Origin of the sequence: Kribbella sp. CCNWLW201 (genome assembly GCF_037203805.1) — a bacterium.
Classification (GTDB): domain Bacteria; phylum Actinomycetota; class Actinomycetes; order Propionibacteriales; family Kribbellaceae; genus Kribbella.
Window position 1 is genome coordinate 976,512 of sequence record NZ_JBBCBQ010000001.1, and the last position, 19,697, is coordinate 996,208.

A 19,697-nucleotide genomic window follows, 5' to 3' on the forward strand; every position below is an offset into this window, starting at 1 on the left:
CCAGCGGCAATGGCCGCCACAGCAAGAGCCGAAGCGATGATTCTGGAAGGCACAGGCGGGTCCCTTCTAGGAAGAATGTCAACCTTTGATGCCGCTGCGCGCGACACCTTCGATCACGTACCGCTGGACGAACACATAGAGGATCAGCACCGGCACCGACGCGACGGTCGCGCCGGTCATGATCACCGGGTAGTCGGTCGTGTAGGCGCCCTGCAGCAGCTTCAGCCCGGCCGGCAGCGTCAGCCGCTCGGGCGAGAAGAGCACGTACAGCGGCCAGATGAAGTCGTTCCAGTTGGCCAGGAACGACAGCACGGTCAGTGTCGCGAGGGCCGGCTTGGCGTTCGGCAGGATGATCCGGGTGAACACGGTCCACGCGTTCGCCCCGTCGATCATCGCCACCTCCTCGAGCTCCCGCGGCAGCGCGAGGAAGAACTGCCGCATGAAGAACACCCCGAAGGCACCGGCGGCACCCGGTACGACGAGCGCCCACAACGTGTCCAGCCACGACAGCTTGTCCATCAGCAGGTAGTTCGGCATCAGGAAGACGAACCCGGGCACGAACAGCGTCGCCAGGATCACCGCGAAGATCGGCTTCTTGAACCGGAACTCCATCCGCGCCAGCGCGTACCCGGCCATCGACGCGACCAGTACGACGAGCCCCGCGTGCAGTGTCGCCGCGACGACCGAGTTGATGAACCAGCGCAGTACCGGGTTCTGACCACCGGTGGTCAGGACTTCGCCGTACGCACGTCCGGTCGGATCCTGCGGAACGAGGGTCGGCGGCACCTGCCGGGATTCGCCGATGGTCTTGAACGAGGTGATCAGCATCCACAACAGCGGCACCACGAACACCACGGTCAGCGCGATGACCAGCACCCAGAACCCGATCGACGGCCGCCGCGTCATGACTTCCTCTCCCTCAGCAACGCGAAGTTGATCAGCGACACGACCGCCAGGCAGGCCGCCAGCACGTAGCTCATCGCCGTCGCCTGACCCATCCGGAACTGCGCCAACCCGGTGTCCGCGATCACCATCAGCGCGGTCGCGGTGGTATCACCGGGCCCACCCTGGGTGACCAGTACGGACTGGCCGAACATGTTGGCCGAGGCAAGGATCGTGATGGTCACCACGAACGTGAACACCGGCCGCAATCCCGGCATCGTGACGTGCACGAACTGCTGCCACGTCCCGGCACCGTCGAGTGCGGCCGCCTCGTACTGCTCGGCCGGGATGTCCTGCAGCCCGGCCAGGTAGATGACCGCGTTGAACCCGATCGTCCACCACACCGTCATCCCGACCAGCGCCACGAACGCCCACGGCTGGTCGTTCGTCCACCCGATCTCGGGTACGCCGAACAGCCCGAGGAACGCGTTCAGAATGCCGAAGCTGGTGTCCAGGATGTAGCGGAACATCAGCCCGACCACCGCGACACCCAGCACGTACGGCGCGAAGTACACCGCCCGGAAGAACGTCCGGCCCGGGAACCGGCGGTCCAGCAGCACCGCCAGTCCCAACGGCAACGTGACCAGGAACGGCACCGACGCGACGGTGAAGATCGCCGTCGCCCGCATCCCGTGCCAGAACGGCTCGGCCGTGGTCGACAACGGGTCGAACAGGTCCTTGTAGTTCTGCAGTGCGGTGAACGGCTTGCCCGGCAACTGGAAGTCCCAGTCGTGCAGGCTCATCCACAGCCCGAAGATCGCCGGCCCGATGACGAACACCAGGAACAGCACGAGGTACGGCGCCAGGAACAGGTACGGCGTGGCCCGCCCGTACCCGCGGACGACGCCAGCGGCCCGTCGCGCGCGGGTGCGAGGCGCGGCGACGGCGTCGACCGCCACGTCAGGCTCCGTACTTCTTGCGATTCGCCTCCAGGATCTTGTCCGCCCGGGTGGCCGCGTCGGACAGCGCCTTGGCCGGCTCGGTCTTGAGCAGCACGGCCTCGTTCACCGCCTTGTTCAGCTCGGCCAGCGCGTCACCGATCCCCGGCACCGGCGGCGGGAAATGCAGGTCGTCGATCTGGGTGGCCAGCGCCGCCTGCTCCGGCAGTGCCTTGAAATCGGCCGATTCACGGACTTGCTTCCGTGCGGGCACCTGACCACCGCGAGCCCACTCCAGGGACTTTTGGCTGACGTAGTTCACGAACACCCGCGCCGCGGTCGACTTGTTCTGGTCCGGGGTCTTCAGCTTCGGCAGGCAGAACTGGTGCGAACCGGCCCACGCCGCCTTGGTGCCGCCGATGTTCGGGATCGGGGCGACGCCCCACTCGAGGCCCTTCTTCTCCCGCAGCGTGTTGATGTTCCAGATGCCGTTCCAGTTGAACGCCGTCTTGCCGTTCTGCAGCGCGATCGCGTCCGCGTCCTGGGCGACGTTCTTCGGGCTGTGGCCGTTCTTCACCAGGTCGACGAACCACGACAGCGCCTTGACGCCAGGATCCTCCTGCCAGACCGCCTTGCTCGCCTCCGCGTTGAACAGGTCACCGCCGTACTGCCAGATCAGCGCTTCGACACTCAACACCCCGGTGAACTGGAACGGGGTCGCCCAGTGGCCCTGAACACCCTTGCCCTTCAGCGCATCCAGCGCCGCGGCGTACTCGTCGGCCGTCGTCGGCGGCTTCTCCGGGTCCAGCCCGGCCTTGCTCATCACGGCCTTGTTGTAGAAGAAGCCGAGCGGGTGTACGTCGAGCGGGATGCCGTACCGCTTCCCGTTGTACTCGCCGGCCTTCCAGACCACGTCGGCGAAGTCCTCTTGCTTGAGTTCGAGTGCCTTGGCCACGTCGTCGAGCGGCTCGATCACGTTCCGGGCCGCGTTGGTGGCCAGCGAGTCGACGTGCATGATCGCGACCGCGGGACCCCGGCCGCTGCTCACCGCGGTGGGCAGTTTGGTGTAGTAGTCCGCCCACTGCATCACGGTCATCTTGACCTTGATGTTCGCGTGCTCGGCGTTGAACTGGTCGACCAGCTTGCGCATGAACGGGCCGTCACCGCCGGTGAATCCGTTCCAGAAGTCGAGCTCGACGGTGGGGCCGTCGTATCCCTTCGCGCCGCCGTCGCCGTTGGTCGGCGCGGCGCCGGGCTTGCCGGCCGAGCCTTCGCCGCAACCGGCGAGGATGCCGGCAGCTCCGGCTGCGCCGATACCGCCCAGGACGAGGCGTCGGCTGATGGTGTTCACGATGTTCCTCCAGGGGACAGACGAATCAGATGCCATGAGGCGGGGGGCAGCGTCGCGGTGCAGCTGCCGTCGACGATCTCGGTGCCGTCGACGGCCCGGGGCACCACCCGGTCCGGATCGTCCGCCGTGTTCACGGCGGCCCGATCGTCGTCGTACAGGGCGAGGTGCTCGACCACCCGGAGTCCAGCGGCCACCGGGATCTCGAGGTCGACCTTGTCGGTCTCACTCCGGTTCACCACGAAGATCGCGGTCTCACCGGTGTTCTCGTCGTACGTCGCTGTGCTCCACAGCGCCGGGATCCGGCCGAACGCGGTGGTGTCGATGTCGGGTCCGCTGACCGCGGTCTGCAGGACGGTCGGTCCGGCGTACCGGGCGGTCAGGGCGAACGGGTGGAAGATGGTCTGCCGCCAGGCGCGGCCGTCCGGTTCGGTGCGGATCGGGCCGATCACGTTGACCAGTTGCGCGAGGCAAGCGATCTTCACCCGGTCGGCGTGCCGGAGCAGGGTGATCAGCAGGCTGCCGACCACCACCGCGTCGTCGACGGTGTAGGTGTCCTCGATCAGCGGGCCGACCTCGCGGATGTCGAGGCCGAGCTCACCGGGGAAGTGCTGCTGGTACCAGACGTTCCACTCGTCGAACGACAAGGTCATCTCCTTGTCGCTGCGCTTGAGCGCCTTCACGTGGTCGGCGGTCGCGACCACCTCGGAAATCATCCGGTCCATCTGCTCCGACGCGGCCAGGAAACTCGCCTGATCACCGTCGTGTGGTTCGTAGTACGCGTGCAGGCTGATGTGGTCGACCAGGTCGTAGGTGCGCTCGAGGACGACGCGCTCCCACTCGCCGAAGGTCGGCATCCCGGCGTTGCTCGAACCGCAGGCGACCAACTCGAGACCGGGGTCGACCCGGCGCATCGCGTTCGCGGTCTCCTCGGCCAGCCGGGCGTACTCCTCGGGGGTCTTGTGGCCGATCTGCCAAGGGCCGTCCATCTCGTTGCCGAGGCACCACACCCTGATGTCGTGCGGCTCGGGGCTGCCGTTGGCCACCCGGCGGTCGGGCAACTCCATGCCGGCCGGGAGGTTGCAGTACTCGAGTAGCTCAATCGCTTCTTTGATCCCGCGGGTGCCGAGGTTCACCGCCCAGATCGGCTCGACCTCCGCCTTGCGCGACCAGGCGACGAACTCGTCGGTGCCGAACTGGTTCGGCTCGATCGCCCGCCAGGCCAGGTCCAGCCGGCGCGGCCGCTGTTCCTTCGGCCCGACGCCGTCCTCCCAGTCGTAGTTGGAGACGAAGTTGCCGCCGGGGTACCGGATCGTGGTGACGCCGAGCTCGCGGACCAGCTCCAGCACGTCCTGCCGGAAACCGTCCGGATCCGCCGTCGGGTGCCCGGGCTCGTAGATGCCGGTGTAGACGCAGCGTCCCATGTGCTCGACGAACGAGCCGAACAGCCGCCGGTCGAGCGGCCCGACGACGAACGCTGGATCCACCACAAGCCGTGCCACGAAGCCTCCCGGCGATCTTTACAACGTTTGAAGTGGATTTCTACAACGATTGACATCTCCTGTAAAGGGCTCGCCGATTGCACACTGGGAGGCATGCCGAGAATCCAGTCCGTCGTGATCCACTGTCACGACCCCTACCTGCTCGCGCCGTTCTGGAGCCTGGCCACCGGCCTGCCCGTGCACCCGGACGACGTCAAGGCGCTGGCCTCGCACTCCCTGGAGGAGGACGAGTCCGTCCTGCTCGGGGCACGCGACGGGTTCCACGTCTGGATCACGCCGGCCGACGAGCTCAAGCCCGCCGGCCGGATCCATCTCGACGTCACCGGCGAGGACGACGACCTCAGGTCGCTGCTCAAGGCCGGTGCGTCCGTCGTCCGGGAGATGCCGCACTGGACCGTCCTGTCCGATCCGGAAGGCAACGAGTTCTGTTTCGCTCCGGCCGTGGCACACTCAGGGAACGCTCGTGTCCCGTGATGGTGCCTGCTTGAACGATGGCGGCGTCCAGGTGCGTGCATCGCAAGGCGGAGAAGCGTCCTCGATGCGGGTTTCATCGTGGATGCTTCTCCAACGCCGCGAGGTGCGTGCCTGGGCGTCGCCAGCGTCAAGCAGGCACCATCACGGGGCACTAGGTAGACGGAGGTATGGATGACGACCAGGCTGAGTGATGTGGCGGCGCGGGCCGGCGTGTCGGTGAAGACGGTGTCGAACGTCATCAACGACTATCCGCACATCACCTCGCAGACCCGAGCGAAGGTCGAGGCCGCGATCGCGGACCTCGACTACAGGCCGAACGTGAGCGCCCGTTCGCTGCGCAAGGGCCGGTCGGACTTCATCGCGCTGGCCATCCCGGAGATGGCCTCGCCGTACTTCGCCGAGCTCGGCGCGGCGGTCAGCCGGGCCGCCAAGAAGCGCGGGATCACCGTGCTGATCGACCAGACCGAGGGCGAGTCCGCGGCCGAGAAGCTGGTCCTGGACGGCATGCGCGGGCAACTGATCGACGGCATCATCTTCTCCCCGATCACCACCGCACCGACCAAGATCGGCACCGCCGGTACGGCGAAACCCCTGGTCCTGCTGGGTGAACGGCCGACCGGCGGCACCTTCGACCACGTCGCGGTCGACTCGGTACAGGCATCCTTCGACGCGACCACGCACCTGATCTCGATCGGCCGGCGCCGGATCGCCGCCATCGGTGTCGGTGGTGGCGCGGGCACGGGCGCCGTACGACGGAAGGGTTATCGGAAGGCCCTGAAAGCGGCCGGTCTGCCGCATGATCCCGCGTTGGAGCTGGCCGGGACCGGGTATCACCGACCGGACGGCGCGGCCTCGATGCGCGAGTTGCTGGCGTTGCCCGAGCCGCCGGATGCCGTGTTCTGCTTCAACGATCTGCTCGCGCTCGGCGCGTTGCGGACGTTGGCCGAAGCCGGGTTGTCGGTGCCGGACGACGTTGCGGTGGTGGGGTTCGACGACATCGAGGACGGCCGCTACCACTCGCCGTCGCTGACCACGATCTCACCCGACAAGGAATGGCTCGCCGAGAACGCGGTCAGCCTGTTGCTCGAACGCATCGCGGGTAACGCCGAGGCCGCTCGTCGCGACCTCAGCGTCCCGTACACGTTGGAGATCCGGGAGTCGACGGCCGGTTAGAAGGCCGCCGTACAACCGACCAGGTTCGCGGTCACACTCGCACCGCGAGCCACCGTGATCGCCCGGGATTCGAGTACCTGACCGTTCGGACGCTCACACGTCAGCATCCACGACTCCGTCCCGCCTTCCTGGACGACGATCGGCCGGGTCGACGGGTTCGTGTGCCAGGTGTACGTGCCACCCGTCGGCACGACCATCGTGGTCTCGAGGACATCGGGCAGTTGCGTCCCGTTCCACGTCTTGGTGGTGAACGACTTCTTCAACCGCAGTACGGCGCCGGCCGGGCCGGTCCCGGTGATGACGGAGTGCCGTGCCGGGTTGATCGTGCTCTCGGCCGCAAGCAGGTACGCCGCACGGTTGCCCTTACCCGCCGTACTGCCGGAACCGTAGTAGTAGTTCACCACGTTCGAGAACGCCGGGTGGAAGCTGCTGGCGCCGTGTTCGAAGGTGAAGCCGAGTCCGCCGGTGGCGTAGTACGACCAGTCCTCGGTGACGCCGGTGGTGTCGTAGAGCTGGTAGCTGTACTGGCTGCGGTACCCGTTCTGCGCGGCCATCTGGTCGCCGAGTGCCTTGTAGATCGTCTCGTCCGGCGTCTTCGGCGCACCGGCGTACCCGGGCTCGCGGAGGACGAGATTCGAGTAGGTGTGGTTGGTGATCAGCGTGGTGACCTGATGCTGTGACACGAGCGCCTGGATGTTGCGCGACTCAGGCTCGCTGAACGCACTCGGACCCCGGTAGGTCTCCGAGGTCAGACTCGTCGATGCACCGGGGCCACCCCAGAAGCCGGAGTAGTTCCGGTTCAGATCGACACCGCGGGACTGGTTCGACGACAGCGCACACTGGCCGCTGGTCGGCAGCTGGCCGTTGACGATCCGGCAGTTCTTCCGCTTCATCTCGTACCCGAGGGTCCGGCTCAGGTTGAACCCGTCCGGGTTCACCACCGGTACGACGATGACGCGAGCCTTGTCCAGGATGTTCGTGATCCGGCTGTCGACGCCGTCGTTCTTCAGCAGGTCGTAGGCGAACTCGATGGTCAGCTCACCCGACGGCCATTCCCTGGCGTGGTGCAGGCCGACCATCAGGAACACCGGTTTGCCGTCGCTGGTGGCCACGTTCCGGCTGATCTCGAGACCGCGGATCGTCCGGTTCTCCAGCGAGTTCTCCTTCAGCGTGAACAGCTTCGCCTTGGTCGGATACTGCTGCGCGAGACTGGCCAGGTCGTTGTTGTAGTCGGCCAGCTGCCGGTACGCCGTACGTCCACTGGGCAACGTGGCTGCGACTTTCCTGGCCGCGACGGCCCGGGCGTACTCGGCGTCGGCCTTCTCCCGCTCACGGTCGGCGCCGACCAGGTCGTCCTCGAGCACCGACCAGCTGAACCCGGCCAGTTGCAGGAACCTTCGATCACTGTTGCCGTAGGCAACCAGATCGGTGTAGCCCGGCCCGGACGACTCGGCCAGGTCGAGGTCGAGGGTGGCCAGCCGTTTGCGGTCGGCCTGGGTCGCGGTGTTGACCCGGAGCAGCTGGATCAGCTCGCCGGATTCGGCGGCGACTGCTTTCCGATCCGGCGGCGCCGAGGCCTGCACTTGGTTGACGGCACCGACGGCAAGGACGGCCGCGAGTGCCAGCGGGATGATGCGAGTCCATCGGTTGGGGCGGAACACGATGACCTCCAGTAGTTGGGTTGTCGCATGCGGTAGCTGGAGGGTAGGCCTCCCGCCTCGTTCGGGGAAGCATTCGGCCGATCAGCGAGGGACAACCTTCGGGATCAGCGATCCGGGCTCAGCGATTAGGGAAGCCAGCCAGCTGCTTCGCCAACCCGACCTGCGTCAGCCGCAGCTTGGCAGCCAGCCCGAGTACGGCGTTCCGCAGCGGACGGACCGGTCGCGGCAGGTTCGCCAGCCGCGTCAGGCGGTGCGCCAGGGCGATCACGCGGACCGCTTCAGCGCGACTGTTGGTCGCGTAGGCATCGAGCTCCGAGTCGTGGCCGTTGAGTGCGGTCGACAGCGCGTCGGCGAGGGTGATCGCATCGCGGAGACCTAGGTTCATCCCTTGACCGCCGGCCGGGCTGTGAGTGTGCGCGGCGTCGCCGGCCAGCAGCACGCGGCCGGACCGGTACTGGTCCGCCACCCGCTCGTGGATCCGGAACCGCGAACCCCAGATCACCTCGGTCACCTTCGGCTCGGTCTTCCGCGGGCCGCGCGCGTTCAGCAGTTGCTGCGCGTAGGCGATGTCGGGGTGCTCCGGCGCGGCGTCCACGGAAGCGACCAGCCGGAACGATCCGTCCGGCAGCGGCGCGATCACCAGCAGCCCCGCTGTCGCGAAGGACAGCGAGACCTCCTCCGTCGGCAGCCCTTCGGCCCGGACGTCCACCAGGCTGAACGACAACTGCAAGGTGTTGCCCGGCATCCTCAGCCCGGCGAGTTCGCGGATCGTGCTGTTCATGCCGTCGGCGGCGACGACGTACTGCGCCTTGATCACCTCACCGCTGTCCAGCGTCACCTCGGCGCCTTCCGCGGACTGGGTCAGACCGATGGCGGCGTACGGGCGGAGGACTGTCCCGCCGAGCTCCTCGAGCCGTTCCAGCAGGACCTGCTCGGTCTGCCACTGCGGAATCATCAGCGTGAACGGGTAGTCCGTGGGCAGGTCGCGGAAGCTGACCGGGACGAGCCGGCGGTCGCCGTCGCGGATCGCGAAGTCCTGCAACTGCAGGCCGAGCTCGACCAGGCGCTTGGTGACGCCGATCTGCTCGAGCATCTCCAGCGTCCGGGCGTGGATGACCGAGGCCCGCGAGGTGTTCGACCCCTCGGCCTGCTTGTCGACCACGACCACGGAGTGTCCGTGCTGCCGCAGCCCGGTCGCCACCGCGAGCCCGACCGGGCCCGCACCCACCACCACAACGTCTGTCTCCATCATCGTTCGCCCCTTCGAGCATTTATCAACGCTTGTTGACTTTTACCGTAGAGAGGTAGAGGTGAAAAGTCAACAGGTGTTGGCATATGCTCTGGGCATGGCGGAACGGAAGTCGGACCGGACCCGGGCGGCAATCCTCGCGGCGGCCCGGGAGCGGTTCGGCGCGGACGGGTACGAGCGGGCCACGATCCGGGCGATCGCGGCGGACGCGGCGATCGACCCGGCGATGGTGATGCGGTACTACGGCAACAAGGAGAAGCTGTTCGCCGCGGCCGCCGAGTTCGATCTACGGTTGCCCGACTTCGACGGCGTACCTCGGGAGGAGGTGGGGGAGGCGATGGTTCGCCATTTCCTGACGCGGTGGGAGGGCGACGACACTCTGCGCGCGCTGCTGCGGGCCGCAGTGACGAACGAGGTCGCGGCCGAGCGGATGCGGCAGCTCTTCGCGTCGCAACTGGCGCCGACACTGCGAGAGCTCGCGGTCGACGCACCGGCGGTTCGGGCCGGCCTGGTCGCCAGCCAGGCGCTCGGGCTCGCGTTGTGCCGCTACATCCTCGAGATCGGCCCGATCGCCAAGCTCTCGCACGACGAGGTGGTCGCCTGGCTCGGGCCGACCCTGACGCGCTATCTCACCGCGCCGTTGCCCACCCAGGCCTGAGTTGCGGGGAGCGTTTCTTCGAGCGGGGGCAGGTGTGGGTGCCACTTGAGCTCCCACTCGAGGGAGAGCGGGTAGTCGGTGCCGTCGAGGGTTGCGAGCAGGTCCTGGATCGGGAAGTCGCCGGCACCGATGGCGACCGGGCGGTACTTCTGCCGGGAGTCCGACTCCTTGATCTGGACGAACTCGAGCCAGGGCTTCAGCAGCTCGAATGCCTCGGCCGGGGTCTCGCCGTGGCTCCAGGTGTGCGCGCTGTCCCAGATGACCTTCGCGTTGTGGCCGGGCACGTCGGTGTCGAGCAGTGTGCAGAACGCGGCCATCTTCCAGCCGGCCGAGTGCGAGTCGTGCGTTTCCAGCAGGATGTGGACATCCCTCGGGGCGGAGGTGACCCGGTCGAGGGCGCGAATCTCGCCGGCTGTCGGTCCGTCCGTCGTACCGAGGTCGTCATCGCCGGGGAAGACGCGGACGCCGCGAGCGCCGAGGTCGGCGGCGAGTTCGAGGTGGGCCTCGAGCGGCTGCTCCTCGACGGCGCACAGCTTGACGTAGCTGCTGACGGCGAGGACCTCCAAACCGGCGTCCTCGATCCGGGTCCGCAGCTCGCGCCGCCGCGCCGCGGTCAGGCCGGTGTTGGTGAACTCATCGTCCGCGGCCCGCAGTTCCAGGCCGCAAATGTCGTTGCCTTTGGCAAGTTCCAGGACCTGGTCGAGGGGCGCCCCGGGGCAGCCGAGCGTCGAGAAGGCGAGTCTCATAGCCCCTATTCGATCAGATCGAGCTCTGCTCAGACCCAGCGGCGGCGTGGGTGGGTGCGCGGAGTGGTGTTGGTCTGGTCGCCCTGCTGCTCCGGAGCCTGCTGCTCGTAGCCGTACTGCGGCTGCTGCTGGTACTCCGGCTGCTGCGGCTCTTCCGGCGCGTAGTAGCTGTTGTTGCTGTACTCCGGGGCGCCGTACGACTCAGCCGAGTAGTTCGGGCTGTAGCTCTCGTACGACGGCTCGACGCTGCTGTACTCGGACCCGCTGTACGAGGTCGGGCTGTAGGAGTCGTACGACGTCGAGTCGTAGTTGCTGCTGTACTCCGACTGGGTCGAGTTGCCGTAGCTGTAGTCCGTCGACTCGTAGCTGCTGCTCGACGAGTAGTCCGGCTGGCTGTACGACGACGAGGTGTACTCCGGGGTGGCGTCGTACGACGACTGGTAGCCCGAGGACGCGTCGTACGAGCTGTAGGACGGCTCCGACGAGTAGTTGGTCTCGGTGTACGACGGCTCCGGGCCGTACGACGGGACCGTCGGCAGCGGCTTCGACGGCGTCAGGAAGTCGTCCTGCTGGGAGAGCACGGGAGACGCCGGCTCGTAGTAGCCGGACGAGGGGGTGTGCTCCGACTGGGCGTACACCGTGTGCTCCGACGGCGCGTACACCGTGTGCTGTGACGGGGCGTGGACCTCGTGCTCCGACGGCGAGACCGCGGGCTGGATCGCCGAAGGGCTGTCCACCGCGACCCGAGCGGCCCGGCGGCCAGCGCGCGCAACGGGCGCGGGCTCAGGCTCGGGTGCGGGTTCGACCTCCGCTGGGGAGGACGTCGAGGTCAGGTAGTCGGGGGTCTCGTACGAGTAGGACTCGGAGTAGCTGCTCGCCCAGGACGGCGCCTCGGCCGGCTGGTACTCGGCCGCCGGGGCCTGGTACTCGGTCGGCTGGGACGGCTGGTAGGAGTACGGCTCCGGCTCGACGACGGTCAGCGGCGGCGTCTCGTTCAGCCAGCTGCTCGACGACGGTGCCTGAGTCGTCAGCAAGTCGTCGTTGCTGGAGCCGAGGTAGTCGCTCCAGCTCGTCTTCTCGTAGCTGGGCTCCTCGACCGGCTGCTTCTCTTCCTGCCAGGAGGTGACGGCGTCGAACTGCTCGGTCGAGGGGCCGTTGTCCTTGTCGTCCTGCCAGCTCTCCACGACCGGTGCAAACGGGCTCCACTTCGGCGGCTCCTCGGCGGGGCTGTCACCACCGAAGCCGTTGCCACCGAAAGCGGCCGGCGCAGCGGGCGCCTGGGGAGCGCCGAACGGGTTGCCACTGCCGGGGAATCCGCCGGCGGCCGCGCCGTCACCAGGGAAACCGGCGGCCGGGGCGGGAGCGGGAGCGAACGGGCTCGGAGCCGGGCCGCCACCGGCCATCTGCAGCTCCGGCTGCCGCTCCAGCTGCAGCACGGGCGCAGCGATCGGCTCGTTGATCGCGGCCTGCTCGTCGGTGTCGTCGTTCGCGTACGACGGAACCTGGGTGACCTCGTACGACGGAACCGCGGTGAGCTTCGGCCCCCGCTGGTCCCACCACGGGATCCACTCACGGTTGGTCTGCATCGCGTTGATCTTGCGGATCACGAGCGTCGCGGCGATGGCCGAGGCCGCGGTCAGCAGCAAGGACGCCGTACCGGCGAGGGCGATACCGCGCAGCGACCCGACGGTCGCGTCCATCCACATCAGGAACCGGCGGACCACCACGTCGAACGCCAGAGCGCCGATCCAGGTCACCCACCACACAGAAGTGAGGGCGGGAGTCCTGAATCGGCGCAGGTCGTCGGCGTACACCGGGGTCTTCGGATCGCTCGCTAGCCAGACGTCGTCGACGATCTGCTTCGGGTACCAGAGATTGGGGCCGGGGCAGAACCAGCTGGCCAGCACCCAGCCATGACTGCGGCGATGATCGGCCTGGCAGAACACCTCGGAGTTGACCCGGGCCCGCCAGAGCCAGATGACGAAGACGACGGCGGCGGCGACCGAGATGACGACGTTCGGGACTGCGGTGACCTTGGCGATGGCGTCGGCGCGGTTCAAGTCCGCGTCGTCGACGTTCGGCATCCCGCCGAGGTAGCTGTTGACGACGGAATACGTGTTCCAGTCGGACCAGGTGGAGAGCAGATGGGTGAGTGTCGACGCTCCGAGGAGTCCGATGGCGATCTTTCCGACCGTCCCGACCTGCTGGAACTCCTCAGCTGCGTGTGGCTGCCACTCTTCTTCTTGGTCTTGGACAGCAGTCAGTACTGGCTGCGGGTGGCTCACGTCGTGCGTCCCTCGCGTTGCTGGAACTCCGTCTGTTCGGCGTTTCGGCCAAATCCTGCCCCCGCATGACCGAGCCACATTGATACCACGAAGTAAGTACCCGTGTGGAGTCGGGTCCAGCACGGAGGGTGTCGACTTAACGTGTTCTTTTCGTACGCCCATCACCTCTTGTAACGACCGATTCGACGGTCCGTGACGGTTTGGTTTACCTCGCAGGAGGTTGGAATCCGGGCTGCGACTGATCCACCGCCCACCACGGCACCCATTCCCGGGTCGTCTGCAGCTCACCGATCCGCTCGATCAGGATCACCGCGAGGACGGCGGCCGCCGTCGTGAACAACGCGGAGATGGTGGACAGTACGACGTTCGTCCGCAGGTCGGCGAGCTCCGTCGCGCCGCCGAGAACACCGCGTTGCACGATGTTGCCGGACACCAGGCCGACCACCCAGGTGACCCACCAGCCCCAGACCAGCCGGGTGCCCGGGACGTCGCGCAGTACCGGCGTCTGCGGCGGCGTCCGCGGATCGCTGGCGGCGACGATGTCGTCGACGACCTGCTTGGGGTACCAGAGGTTCACCACCGGGCAGATCCAGCTGCCCAGCACCCAGCCGCGGGTGAACCGGTGCTCGCCGCGGCAGAACATCTCCGCGTTCCACCGGACCCGCCACAGCCAGACGATGAACACCACCGCGGCCGCGAGCAACGCCAGCGCGGCGACGATTCCGAGCGAGCCGGAGATCAGGTCGGCCTCGGCCAGCCGGTCCGGATCGTCGGCGTACCGCTTCACGGTCTGGTACGAGTACAGATCGGACCAGGCGGTCGCCCAGGCGGTGACGGTGACGACGCCGATCAGAATCGAGGCGGCCAGGCCCATTCCCCGCTCGGAGCTGAACCAGCGGTCCAGCGGCGGCTGGGTCGGCATGTGTCACAAATAGCACAACACCGCGTGACGACGCGAGAACAACAGGTGGTCGGGATGTTGGTGTCGGCCTCGGTTGGTGTCGCGAAACGGCCAGAAAATGTCGGTGCCGGGCGCGAGGATGGCGGTATGCGCTCGTCCGTGATCGACTCACCCATCGGTGACCTGTCCCTGGCTGTGGACGACGCCGGACTGTGCCGGCTGAACTTCGGCCGGGTCGACAAACACCTGGACTCGGACCCGCTGCTGACCGAGACCCAGGAGCAGTTGAAGGCCTACTTCGCCGGCGAACTGAAGGAGTTCACCGTGCCGCTGTCGGTCCGCGGCGGCTCCGACTTCGAGCGCGCCGTCTGGGCCCAGCTGAGCCGGATCCCGTACGGCGAGATGCAGACGTACGGCGAGGTCGCCAAGATCGTCGGGGACGCGGGCGCGGCCCGGGCCGTCGGCGTCGCCTGCAACCGGAACCCGATCGCCGTCGTGGTGCCCTGCCACCGGGTCGTCGGCGCCGGCGGCAAGATGGTCGGCTTCGGCGGCGGCATCCCGCTCAAGCGGCACCTGCTCGAGCTCGAGGCCCGGATCACGCTCGAGACGCTGTGGACGTGAAGCGAAAAGGTGTCCACGCCTGACCGGGGCGGTGGGGTGGGAAATGCAACCAACACAGCACGCTCTGAAACCTGACGAAGATCTGACACCGGGCCACGCGTGCGAAGCCGCGCGGTGGGCTACCGGAGGACTAAGGTCGCTAACAGCGATCGGATCGTCACGTTTGAAGCGGACGCTTCAGTCGGGCGATCGGACCCGCGCCCTCCTCCCTGCCCGGAAGACACCTAGATGACCAAAACCCGCTCGACCGCACACCACCACCCCGACCTGAGCGCCCTGATGGACAAGAGCGCCGAGGACTGGTCCGCACCCGAGATCCAGGGCGCCGCCCGCTCGGCTTTGAAACTGCACGCCCCCGACCGCGAGCCGCTGACCTGGATCAAGCGGTTCGGCATTCTGCCCTGGCTGCACCGCAACGACGCCGTCTGCCAGCACTGCGGCGGCACGTACCCGTGCATCACGCACCGGTACGCCACCCAGTTGCTCTCGGCCGGCCGCTACACGATCGCCAAGCCACACCACGACGGCGATCCGACCGAAGACGACCACGAGCCGCAACCGAACTGAACGTCGTACGCGCAAGGCGACGTGAAGCCGTCACTGAGCTGGCGGTGGCAAAACGAAGGCCGCGAACCCCACCTGGGGATCGCGGCCTTCGCCGTTGCGGTGGTCAGGTCAGGAGTCGGACGGCTTCGGGTTGGTCGACTTCCGGGTGCTGGTGGTCTTCTTCGTGGCGCCGTTGGCGGCCGCGTTCACGTCGGCGTCGTCCGCCTTGGCGCCGTCGGTCTTCGGCGACTCCGCCTTCGGGGCGTCGGTCTTGCCGTTCGACGAGGCCGGCTCGGGCTTCGTCTCGGGCTTCGCCTCGTCCTTGGTGTCCGGCTTGGTCTCGGTCGCCGCCGGGCGGGACGTCGTACCGGCCGGGGCGGAGCTGTAGTCGCGGCCGCTGGTCGGGGTCGACTGCCAGGCCGGCTCCGGCGGGGTCAGCAGCTTCTTCACGGCCGCCGCGGCCAGGGCACCGAAGCCCAGGAACAGGACGACCTTGCGGAGCTTGTGGCTCTTCTTCGTCGGTACGTCGAGCTCACCCTTGAGCGCGGCCTTGGTGGCCTTGCCCCGGCGCTGGGTCTCCTCGACGACCGGCTCGGCGGCGGCCGCCAGCGACGCCAATGCGGCGGTCACCTTCGGCAGCACGTCGTCGTTGAACCGCTCGCGCGCCTTCTCGGCGGCGTGCTCGGTGGCCGGGCCGACCTTGGCCAGCGCGTCGTCGATCACCGGGCTCGCCTTCTCCACCGCGACATTTGCGTAGTAGGCGCCGCGCTCGACGGCCTTCTCGGCGTACGGCGACACCTTCTCCCGTGCGGTGCCCACAGCCGGCCCGAGCTTCTCCGACGCCGACTCGGCTAGCGGCCGGACCCGGTCCTTCGCGGTCTCGACCCGGCCCTTGGACTTCAACAAACCCACGGTTCCCTCCTCGGTGCCGCCCGCCTCGACGGGGCAGCCATCTGGCCCATCGGCGGTATGGACGCTACTGGTACGACTCTGGACAAATCCGGCTTCGTCTGCATCGTACGACGTACCCAGCCGACAAACCCGCTCCCAGGCACCCACAGTAACGACCCGTGGGACCTTGTATCGATCCATCGACCCCCACCCAGTGCCCAACTCCCCTCCCCACAACCATTCCGCCCCCGCCCTGGGGGTGCTCTCTCCACTTCCCCCGCCCCGGAGCGGAGCGGAGGGCGGGGTGCTCTTCGGCCGGTCGATGGTGGTTGGGTTGGCGTCGCATGACAGGATCGAAGGGGTAAGAAGCCGTAACCGATCGAGGAGTGAACACCCGTGGCCGAAGAGCTGTACGCGACCCTGCAGACGACGAAGGGTGACGTCGTCATCAGGCTGTTCCCCAACCACGCGCCGAAGACGGTGAGCAACTTCGTCGGTCTCGCCGAGGGCACCAAGGAGTGGACCGACCCGCAGACCGGTCAGCCGAGCAACGCCAAGTTCTACGACGGCCTGACCTTCCACCGGGTGATCGACGGCTTCATGATCCAGGGCGGCTGCCCGCTCGGCACCGGCACCGGTTCGCCGGGCTTCGCCTTCGACGACGAGATCCACCCCGAGCTGCAGTTCGACCGCCCGTACCTGCTGGCGATGGCGAACGCCGGCATCCAGTTCGGCAAGGGCACCAACGGCTCGCAGTTCTTCGTCACCGTGGTGCCGACCCCGCACCTGAACCGCAAGCACACCATCTTCGGCGAGGTCGTCGACGACGAGTCGAAGAAGGTCGTCGACGCGATCGCGACCGCGAAGACCGCGCCGGGCGACCGGCCGATCGAGCCGATCGTGATCAACAACGTCGTGATCGAGCGCAAGAACGCCTGATTCTTTCGCGCGGGCCGGGCAACTGCCCGGCCCGCACTCTCTCTCGTTGGGGAAGGACCCGCCCTCCGTGACCGAGACCGTCTGCTACCGGCACCCGGATCGGCCCGCCGGGGTGCGCTGCCAGCGCTGCGACCGGCCGATCTGCCCGTCCTGCATGAACAGCGCCGCGGTCGGCTTCCAGTGCCCGAACTGCTTCAACGAGGGCGTGAAGTCGGTGCCCCGGACGCGGACATCGCTCGGCGGCATCCAGCGCGGTAACCCGCAGATCGTCACGATGACCCTGCTGGCGATCAACGTGCTGGTGTTCATCGCGGTCCGCGCCGGCAGCAGCCGGATCGTGAACGACCTGGTGATGGTCCCGGTGCTGGTGGACTCCGAGCCGTGGCGGTTGCTCACGTCGGCCTTCACCCACCTGCAGATCTTCCACATCTTCTCGAACCTGTTCATGCTCTACCAGATCGGTCCGCCGCTGGAGCAGATGCTCGGCCGGCTCAGGTTCGTGATCCTCTACCTGCTGTCCGCGCTCGGCGGCAGCGTCGCGGTCTGGTTCCTGGCCGCGCCAGGGTCGGCGACCCTCGGTGCCTCCGGTGCCGTCCTCGGCCTGGTCGGCGCGCTGCTGGTGATCAGCCGCGCCCGCGGCATGGACGTCACCTGGATCCTCGGGTACGTCGCGGTGACCGCCGTCATCTCGTTCCTGATCCCGAACATTTCCTGGCAGGGCCACCTCGGCGGTTTCGTCGTTGGTGCGGCCGTCGCCTGGCTCTTCGTCCAGGACACCAAGCGCCGCCGCAACAAAGCCCGCACCTGACCTAGGCGGAATGCACGGTCCGGTTCGGGCCGAACTCCTCTTCGTGGGTGGCGGGGCGGCCGTCGAGGTGCCAGCTCCAGCTGACGGTGGGCTTGATGCGTAGGTAGACGCTCGGCCCGAACTGGCCGGCGCGCTCGACGAGCTCGGCGGTGCCGTAGACGCGGAGGAAGCGCGGCGACCACGGGTTGGTCGTGACCAGGTCGTCGATCACGAGTGCGACCTGGTCGTGGCCCGCGCGGACGTTGCGGGCCTTACGCGTGTTGCCGGGGTCGACCGCCCCGCCGACGTAGAAGTACGTGCCGTCGTACTCGAAGCCGACCGGTACGACATCCGGTTGCCCGTCCGGGCCGACCGTCGCCAACCGGGCCAGCGGTTGTGATTTCAGATAGGTGAGTTCTTCGTCGGTGAATGCCATGTACAGTAAAGTACAACGAGCGTTGTAACTATGCCAGGGAGGTCCGGGTGCCACGACCGGGGAAGCGGCAGGAGGTGCTGGCCGGAGCGTTGACCGTGTTCGCCCGGGACGGCTACGCGCGGGCGAGTATCGACGTGATCGCCGCGGAGGCCGGGGTCTCGACGCGGACGCTGTACAACCACTTCGGCGACAAGGCCGGGTTGTTCCGCGCGGTGATCCAGGAGAGCGCGACGAAGGTCGCGGCCGCCCAGCTCGCGATCATCGAGGCACACCTGACCGAGATCACCGACCTCGAGGCCGACCTGGTCGCGTTCGGGATCGCCTGGCGTACGCCGATGCCGGACTACGCCGAGCACTCCGCGCTGGTGCGGCAGGTGAATGCCGAGGCCGGCCACATCCCGCAAGACGCGATCGACGCCTGGCAGGAGGTAGGGCCGATCGCCGTACGGCGGGCTCTCGCCGACCGGCTGGCCGCGTTCGCCGCGGACGGGCTGCTGCGGATCGACGACCCGATGCGCGCCGCCCTGCACTTCTCCCTGCTCATCTCCGGAGCCAACCCGTCCTACCGAGGAGGATCGATGACCCCCGACGAGATCACCGACGCCATCACCACCGGCGTCCACGCGTTCCTGCACGGATACGCCGGCTGATGCGCTACCGACTCTTCGGCCCCACCGGTCTGCGTGTCTCCGAACTCTTCCTCGGCGCGATGCGGTTCCGGTCCGTCGAGCAGGCCGGGCCGATCGTCGACCGGTACGCCGACGCCGGCGGCAACATGATCGACACCGCCGACGCGTACGGCGCGAGCGAGGACGTCCTCGGCGAGATTTTGACCGACCGCCGGGACCGGTTCGTGCTCGCGTCGAAGTACACGCTGCCCCGGGACAAGACCGACATCAATGCCACCGGCAACCATCGGAAGAACCTGCGGCTCGCCCTCGAATCCAGCCTGCGCCGACTGCGGACCGATTACCTCGACGTCTACTGGGTGCACTACTGGGAACGGCACACCCCGATCGAGGAGACCTTGCGTGCCCTCGACGACGCCGTGCGCGCGGGCAAGATCCTGTACACCGGGATCTCCGACGCGCCGGCCTGGCTCGTTGCTCGCGGCAACACCTTGGCCGAGTGGCGGGACTGGTCCGGGTTCGCCGGCCTGCAGGTGCCGTACAGCCTGCTCCAGCGCGATATCGAGCGGGAACTGTTGCCGATGGCCGAGGCGTTCGGCATGACCGTGGCCGCCTGGGCACCCCTGGCCCACGGCAAGCTCGCGCGACCGGTGGACGCGGCCGGCGACGATCGCGAGCGTGCCGTGCTGACCGCCGTACACGCTGTCGCCGGTGAGCTGGGGCTGAAGCCCGCGCAGGTCGCGCTGGCCTGGACGCGGGTGCATTCGCGGACGGTCCATCCGCTGGCCGGTGCGAGTTCGCCGGAGCAACTCGCGGACAACCTCGCCGCGATCGAGCTCGCGTTGCCGGATGACGCCGTACGGCGGCTGGACGCGGCGACCGGGTTCACGCCGGGTTTCCCGCACGACTTCATCACGCCGGACCTGCTCGACCCGGACCGCATCGACGGCCGTTCAATCTGAAACTAAACGGCCTAGGCCACAATCTTTGATCGGTTTGTTCAAACGCATGACATCCGGACCATGACGCTC

20 protein-coding genes are annotated in these 19,697 nt (G+C 67.7%); 9 read left to right on the forward strand and 11 right to left on the reverse strand.

What is annotated here, in order from left to right; all coding sequences use genetic code 11:
• Positions 1–78: 78 nt before the first annotated feature.
• The 4 genes from V9K99_RS04605 to arfA are packed head-to-tail and all read right to left on the reverse strand — an operon-like array spanning position 79 to position 4,670.
• Complete coding sequence (locus V9K99_RS04605) at positions 79–906, reverse strand: carbohydrate ABC transporter permease (RefSeq protein WP_337000785.1); 828 nt, start codon at positions 904–906, stop codon at positions 79–81.
• Positions 903–1,841: a carbohydrate ABC transporter permease gene (locus tag V9K99_RS04610; RefSeq protein ID WP_337000783.1), complete on the reverse strand. Its 939-nt coding sequence runs from the start codon at positions 1,839–1,841 to the stop codon at positions 903–905. The genes V9K99_RS04605 and V9K99_RS04610 overlap by 4 nt, the downstream gene beginning before the upstream one ends.
• A 1-nt stretch (position 1,842) precedes the next feature.
• On the reverse strand, positions 1,843–3,171 hold the full coding sequence (locus V9K99_RS04615) for an ABC transporter substrate-binding protein (protein WP_337000780.1): 1,329 nt from the start codon (positions 3,169–3,171) through the stop codon (positions 1,843–1,845).
• Positions 3,168–4,670 (reverse strand): arabinosylfuranosidase ArfA, encoded by a 1,503-nt coding sequence (gene arfA / locus V9K99_RS04620; RefSeq protein WP_337000778.1) that lies wholly within the window; start codon positions 4,668–4,670, stop codon positions 3,168–3,170. The genes V9K99_RS04615 and arfA overlap by 4 nt, the downstream gene beginning before the upstream one ends.
• Positions 4,671–4,763: 93 nt before the next feature.
• On the opposite strand from arfA, the gene V9K99_RS04625 reads away from it, so the two are divergent.
• Both V9K99_RS04625 and V9K99_RS04630 read left to right on the forward strand, forming a co-directional pair.
• Complete coding sequence (locus tag V9K99_RS04625) at positions 4,764–5,144, forward strand: VOC family protein (protein ID WP_337000775.1); 381 nt, start codon at positions 4,764–4,766, stop codon at positions 5,142–5,144.
• 171 nt (positions 5,145–5,315) lie between these two features.
• Positions 5,316–6,317 carry a LacI family DNA-binding transcriptional regulator gene (locus tag V9K99_RS04630; protein ID WP_337000774.1) on the forward strand — a complete coding sequence of 334 codons (1,002 nt, stop codon included), beginning with the start codon at positions 5,316–5,318 and terminating at the stop codon, positions 6,315–6,317.
• Here the strand turns inward: V9K99_RS04630 and V9K99_RS04635 are convergent.
• Together V9K99_RS04635 and V9K99_RS04640 are read right to left on the reverse strand one after the other, a co-directional pair.
• A complete protein-coding gene (locus V9K99_RS04635) occupies positions 6,314–7,978 on the reverse strand; it encodes a M14 family zinc carboxypeptidase (protein ID WP_337000772.1) in 1,665 nt (554 codons plus the stop codon). The genes V9K99_RS04630 and V9K99_RS04635 overlap by 4 nt on opposite strands.
• Before the next feature lie 118 nt (positions 7,979–8,096).
• Positions 8,097–9,230 (reverse strand): FAD-dependent oxidoreductase, encoded by a 1,134-nt coding sequence (locus V9K99_RS04640; RefSeq protein WP_337000770.1) that lies wholly within the window; start codon positions 9,228–9,230, stop codon positions 8,097–8,099.
• Positions 9,231–9,324: 94 nt separating this feature from the next.
• Between V9K99_RS04640 and V9K99_RS04645 the strand changes: the two genes are divergently transcribed.
• Positions 9,325–9,885 (forward strand): TetR/AcrR family transcriptional regulator, encoded by a 561-nt coding sequence (locus V9K99_RS04645; protein WP_337000768.1) that lies wholly within the window; start codon positions 9,325–9,327, stop codon positions 9,883–9,885.
• Here V9K99_RS04645 and V9K99_RS04650 read toward each other — a convergent pair.
• From V9K99_RS04650 to V9K99_RS04660, 3 genes are all read right to left on the reverse strand, one after another.
• On the reverse strand, positions 9,852–10,631 hold the full coding sequence (locus V9K99_RS04650; RefSeq protein WP_337000766.1) for a sugar phosphate isomerase/epimerase family protein: 780 nt from the start codon (positions 10,629–10,631) through the stop codon (positions 9,852–9,854). The two genes, V9K99_RS04645 and V9K99_RS04650, sit on opposite strands and share 34 nt — an antisense overlap.
• A gap of 29 nt (positions 10,632–10,660) precedes the next feature.
• Positions 10,661–12,916: a DUF4328 domain-containing protein gene (locus V9K99_RS04655; protein WP_337000764.1), complete on the reverse strand. Its 2,256-nt coding sequence runs from the start codon at positions 12,914–12,916 to the stop codon at positions 10,661–10,663.
• Positions 12,917–13,121: 205 nt separating this feature from the next.
• A complete protein-coding gene (locus V9K99_RS04660; protein ID WP_337000762.1) occupies positions 13,122–13,838 on the reverse strand; it encodes a DUF4328 domain-containing protein in 717 nt (238 codons plus the stop codon).
• 126 nt (positions 13,839–13,964) lie between these two features.
• Here V9K99_RS04660 and V9K99_RS04665 point away from each other — a divergent pair, with 126 nt between their 5' ends.
• Positions 13,965–14,438 (forward strand): methylated-DNA--[protein]-cysteine S-methyltransferase, encoded by a 474-nt coding sequence (locus V9K99_RS04665; protein ID WP_337000760.1) that lies wholly within the window; start codon positions 13,965–13,967, stop codon positions 14,436–14,438.
• A gap of 228 nt (positions 14,439–14,666) precedes the next feature.
• The gene (locus tag V9K99_RS04670) at positions 14,667–15,005 is read left to right on the forward strand and encodes a hypothetical protein (protein ID WP_337000758.1); all 339 of its coding nucleotides are present in this window, start codon (positions 14,667–14,669) and stop codon (positions 15,003–15,005) included.
• A gap of 108 nt (positions 15,006–15,113) precedes the next feature.
• Here V9K99_RS04670 and V9K99_RS04675 read toward each other — a convergent pair whose 3' ends face one another.
• The gene (locus V9K99_RS04675) at positions 15,114–15,896 is read right to left on the reverse strand and encodes a hypothetical protein (RefSeq protein ID WP_337000756.1); all 783 of its coding nucleotides are present in this window, start codon (positions 15,894–15,896) and stop codon (positions 15,114–15,116) included.
• 375 nt (positions 15,897–16,271) lie between these two features.
• Here V9K99_RS04675 and V9K99_RS04680 point away from each other — a divergent pair, with 375 nt between their 5' ends.
• Together V9K99_RS04680 and V9K99_RS04685 are read left to right on the forward strand one after the other, a co-directional pair.
• Entirely contained in the window at positions 16,272–16,814 is a 543-nt protein-coding gene (locus V9K99_RS04680) for a peptidylprolyl isomerase (protein ID WP_442914704.1), read from the forward strand.
• A gap of 67 nt (positions 16,815–16,881) precedes the next feature.
• Positions 16,882–17,622, forward strand: a complete 741-nt coding sequence (locus V9K99_RS04685; protein ID WP_337000754.1) for a rhomboid family intramembrane serine protease — start codon at positions 16,882–16,884, stop codon at positions 17,620–17,622.
• A gap of 1 nt (position 17,623) precedes the next feature.
• Here V9K99_RS04685 and V9K99_RS04690 read toward each other — a convergent pair whose 3' ends face one another.
• Positions 17,624–18,037 carry a PPOX class F420-dependent oxidoreductase gene (locus tag V9K99_RS04690; protein ID WP_337000752.1) on the reverse strand — a complete coding sequence of 138 codons (414 nt, stop codon included), beginning with the start codon at positions 18,035–18,037 and terminating at the stop codon, positions 17,624–17,626.
• 47 nt (positions 18,038–18,084) lie between these two features.
• Here V9K99_RS04690 and V9K99_RS04695 point away from each other — a divergent pair, with 47 nt between their 5' ends.
• Positions 18,085–18,687, forward strand: coding sequence for a TetR/AcrR family transcriptional regulator (locus tag V9K99_RS04695; RefSeq protein ID WP_337000750.1), 603 nt, complete (start codon positions 18,085–18,087; stop codon positions 18,685–18,687).
• Complete coding sequence (locus V9K99_RS04700; RefSeq protein ID WP_337000748.1) at positions 18,687–19,628, forward strand: aldo/keto reductase; 942 nt, start codon at positions 18,687–18,689, stop codon at positions 19,626–19,628. The genes V9K99_RS04695 and V9K99_RS04700 overlap by 1 nt, the downstream gene beginning before the upstream one ends.
• Positions 19,629–19,697 lie beyond the last annotated feature (69 nt).

Excerpts from the sequence above, each read along its gene's own strand:
- V9K99_RS04665 (WP_337000760.1), top strand. The coding sequence starts at position 13,965 with ATGCGCTCGTCCGTGATCGACTCACCCATCGGTGACCTGTCCCTGGCT.
- V9K99_RS04630 (WP_337000774.1), top strand. The coding sequence starts at position 5,316 with ATGACGACCAGGCTGAGTGATGTGGCGGCGCGGGCCGGCGTGTCGGTG.
- V9K99_RS04625 (WP_337000775.1), top strand. The coding sequence starts at position 4,764 with ATGCCGAGAATCCAGTCCGTCGTGATCCACTGTCACGACCCCTACCTG.
- V9K99_RS04660 (WP_337000762.1), bottom strand. The coding sequence starts at position 13,838 with ATGCCGACCCAGCCGCCGCTGGACCGCTGGTTCAGCTCCGAGCGGGGA.
- V9K99_RS04640 (WP_337000770.1), bottom strand. The coding sequence starts at position 9,230 with ATGATGGAGACAGACGTTGTGGTGGTGGGTGCGGGCCCGGTCGGGCTC.
- V9K99_RS04700 (WP_337000748.1), top strand. The coding sequence starts at position 18,687 with ATGCGCTACCGACTCTTCGGCCCCACCGGTCTGCGTGTCTCCGAACTC.
- V9K99_RS04690 (WP_337000752.1), bottom strand. The coding sequence starts at position 18,037 with ATGGCATTCACCGACGAAGAACTCACCTATCTGAAATCACAACCGCTG.
- V9K99_RS04645 (WP_337000768.1), top strand. The coding sequence starts at position 9,325 with ATGGCGGAACGGAAGTCGGACCGGACCCGGGCGGCAATCCTCGCGGCG.
- V9K99_RS04670 (WP_337000758.1), top strand. The coding sequence starts at position 14,667 with ATGACCAAAACCCGCTCGACCGCACACCACCACCCCGACCTGAGCGCC.
- V9K99_RS04605 (WP_337000785.1), bottom strand. The coding sequence starts at position 906 with ATGACGCGGCGGCCGTCGATCGGGTTCTGGGTGCTGGTCATCGCGCTG.
- V9K99_RS04650 (WP_337000766.1), bottom strand. The coding sequence starts at position 10,631 with ATGAGACTCGCCTTCTCGACGCTCGGCTGCCCCGGGGCGCCCCTCGAC.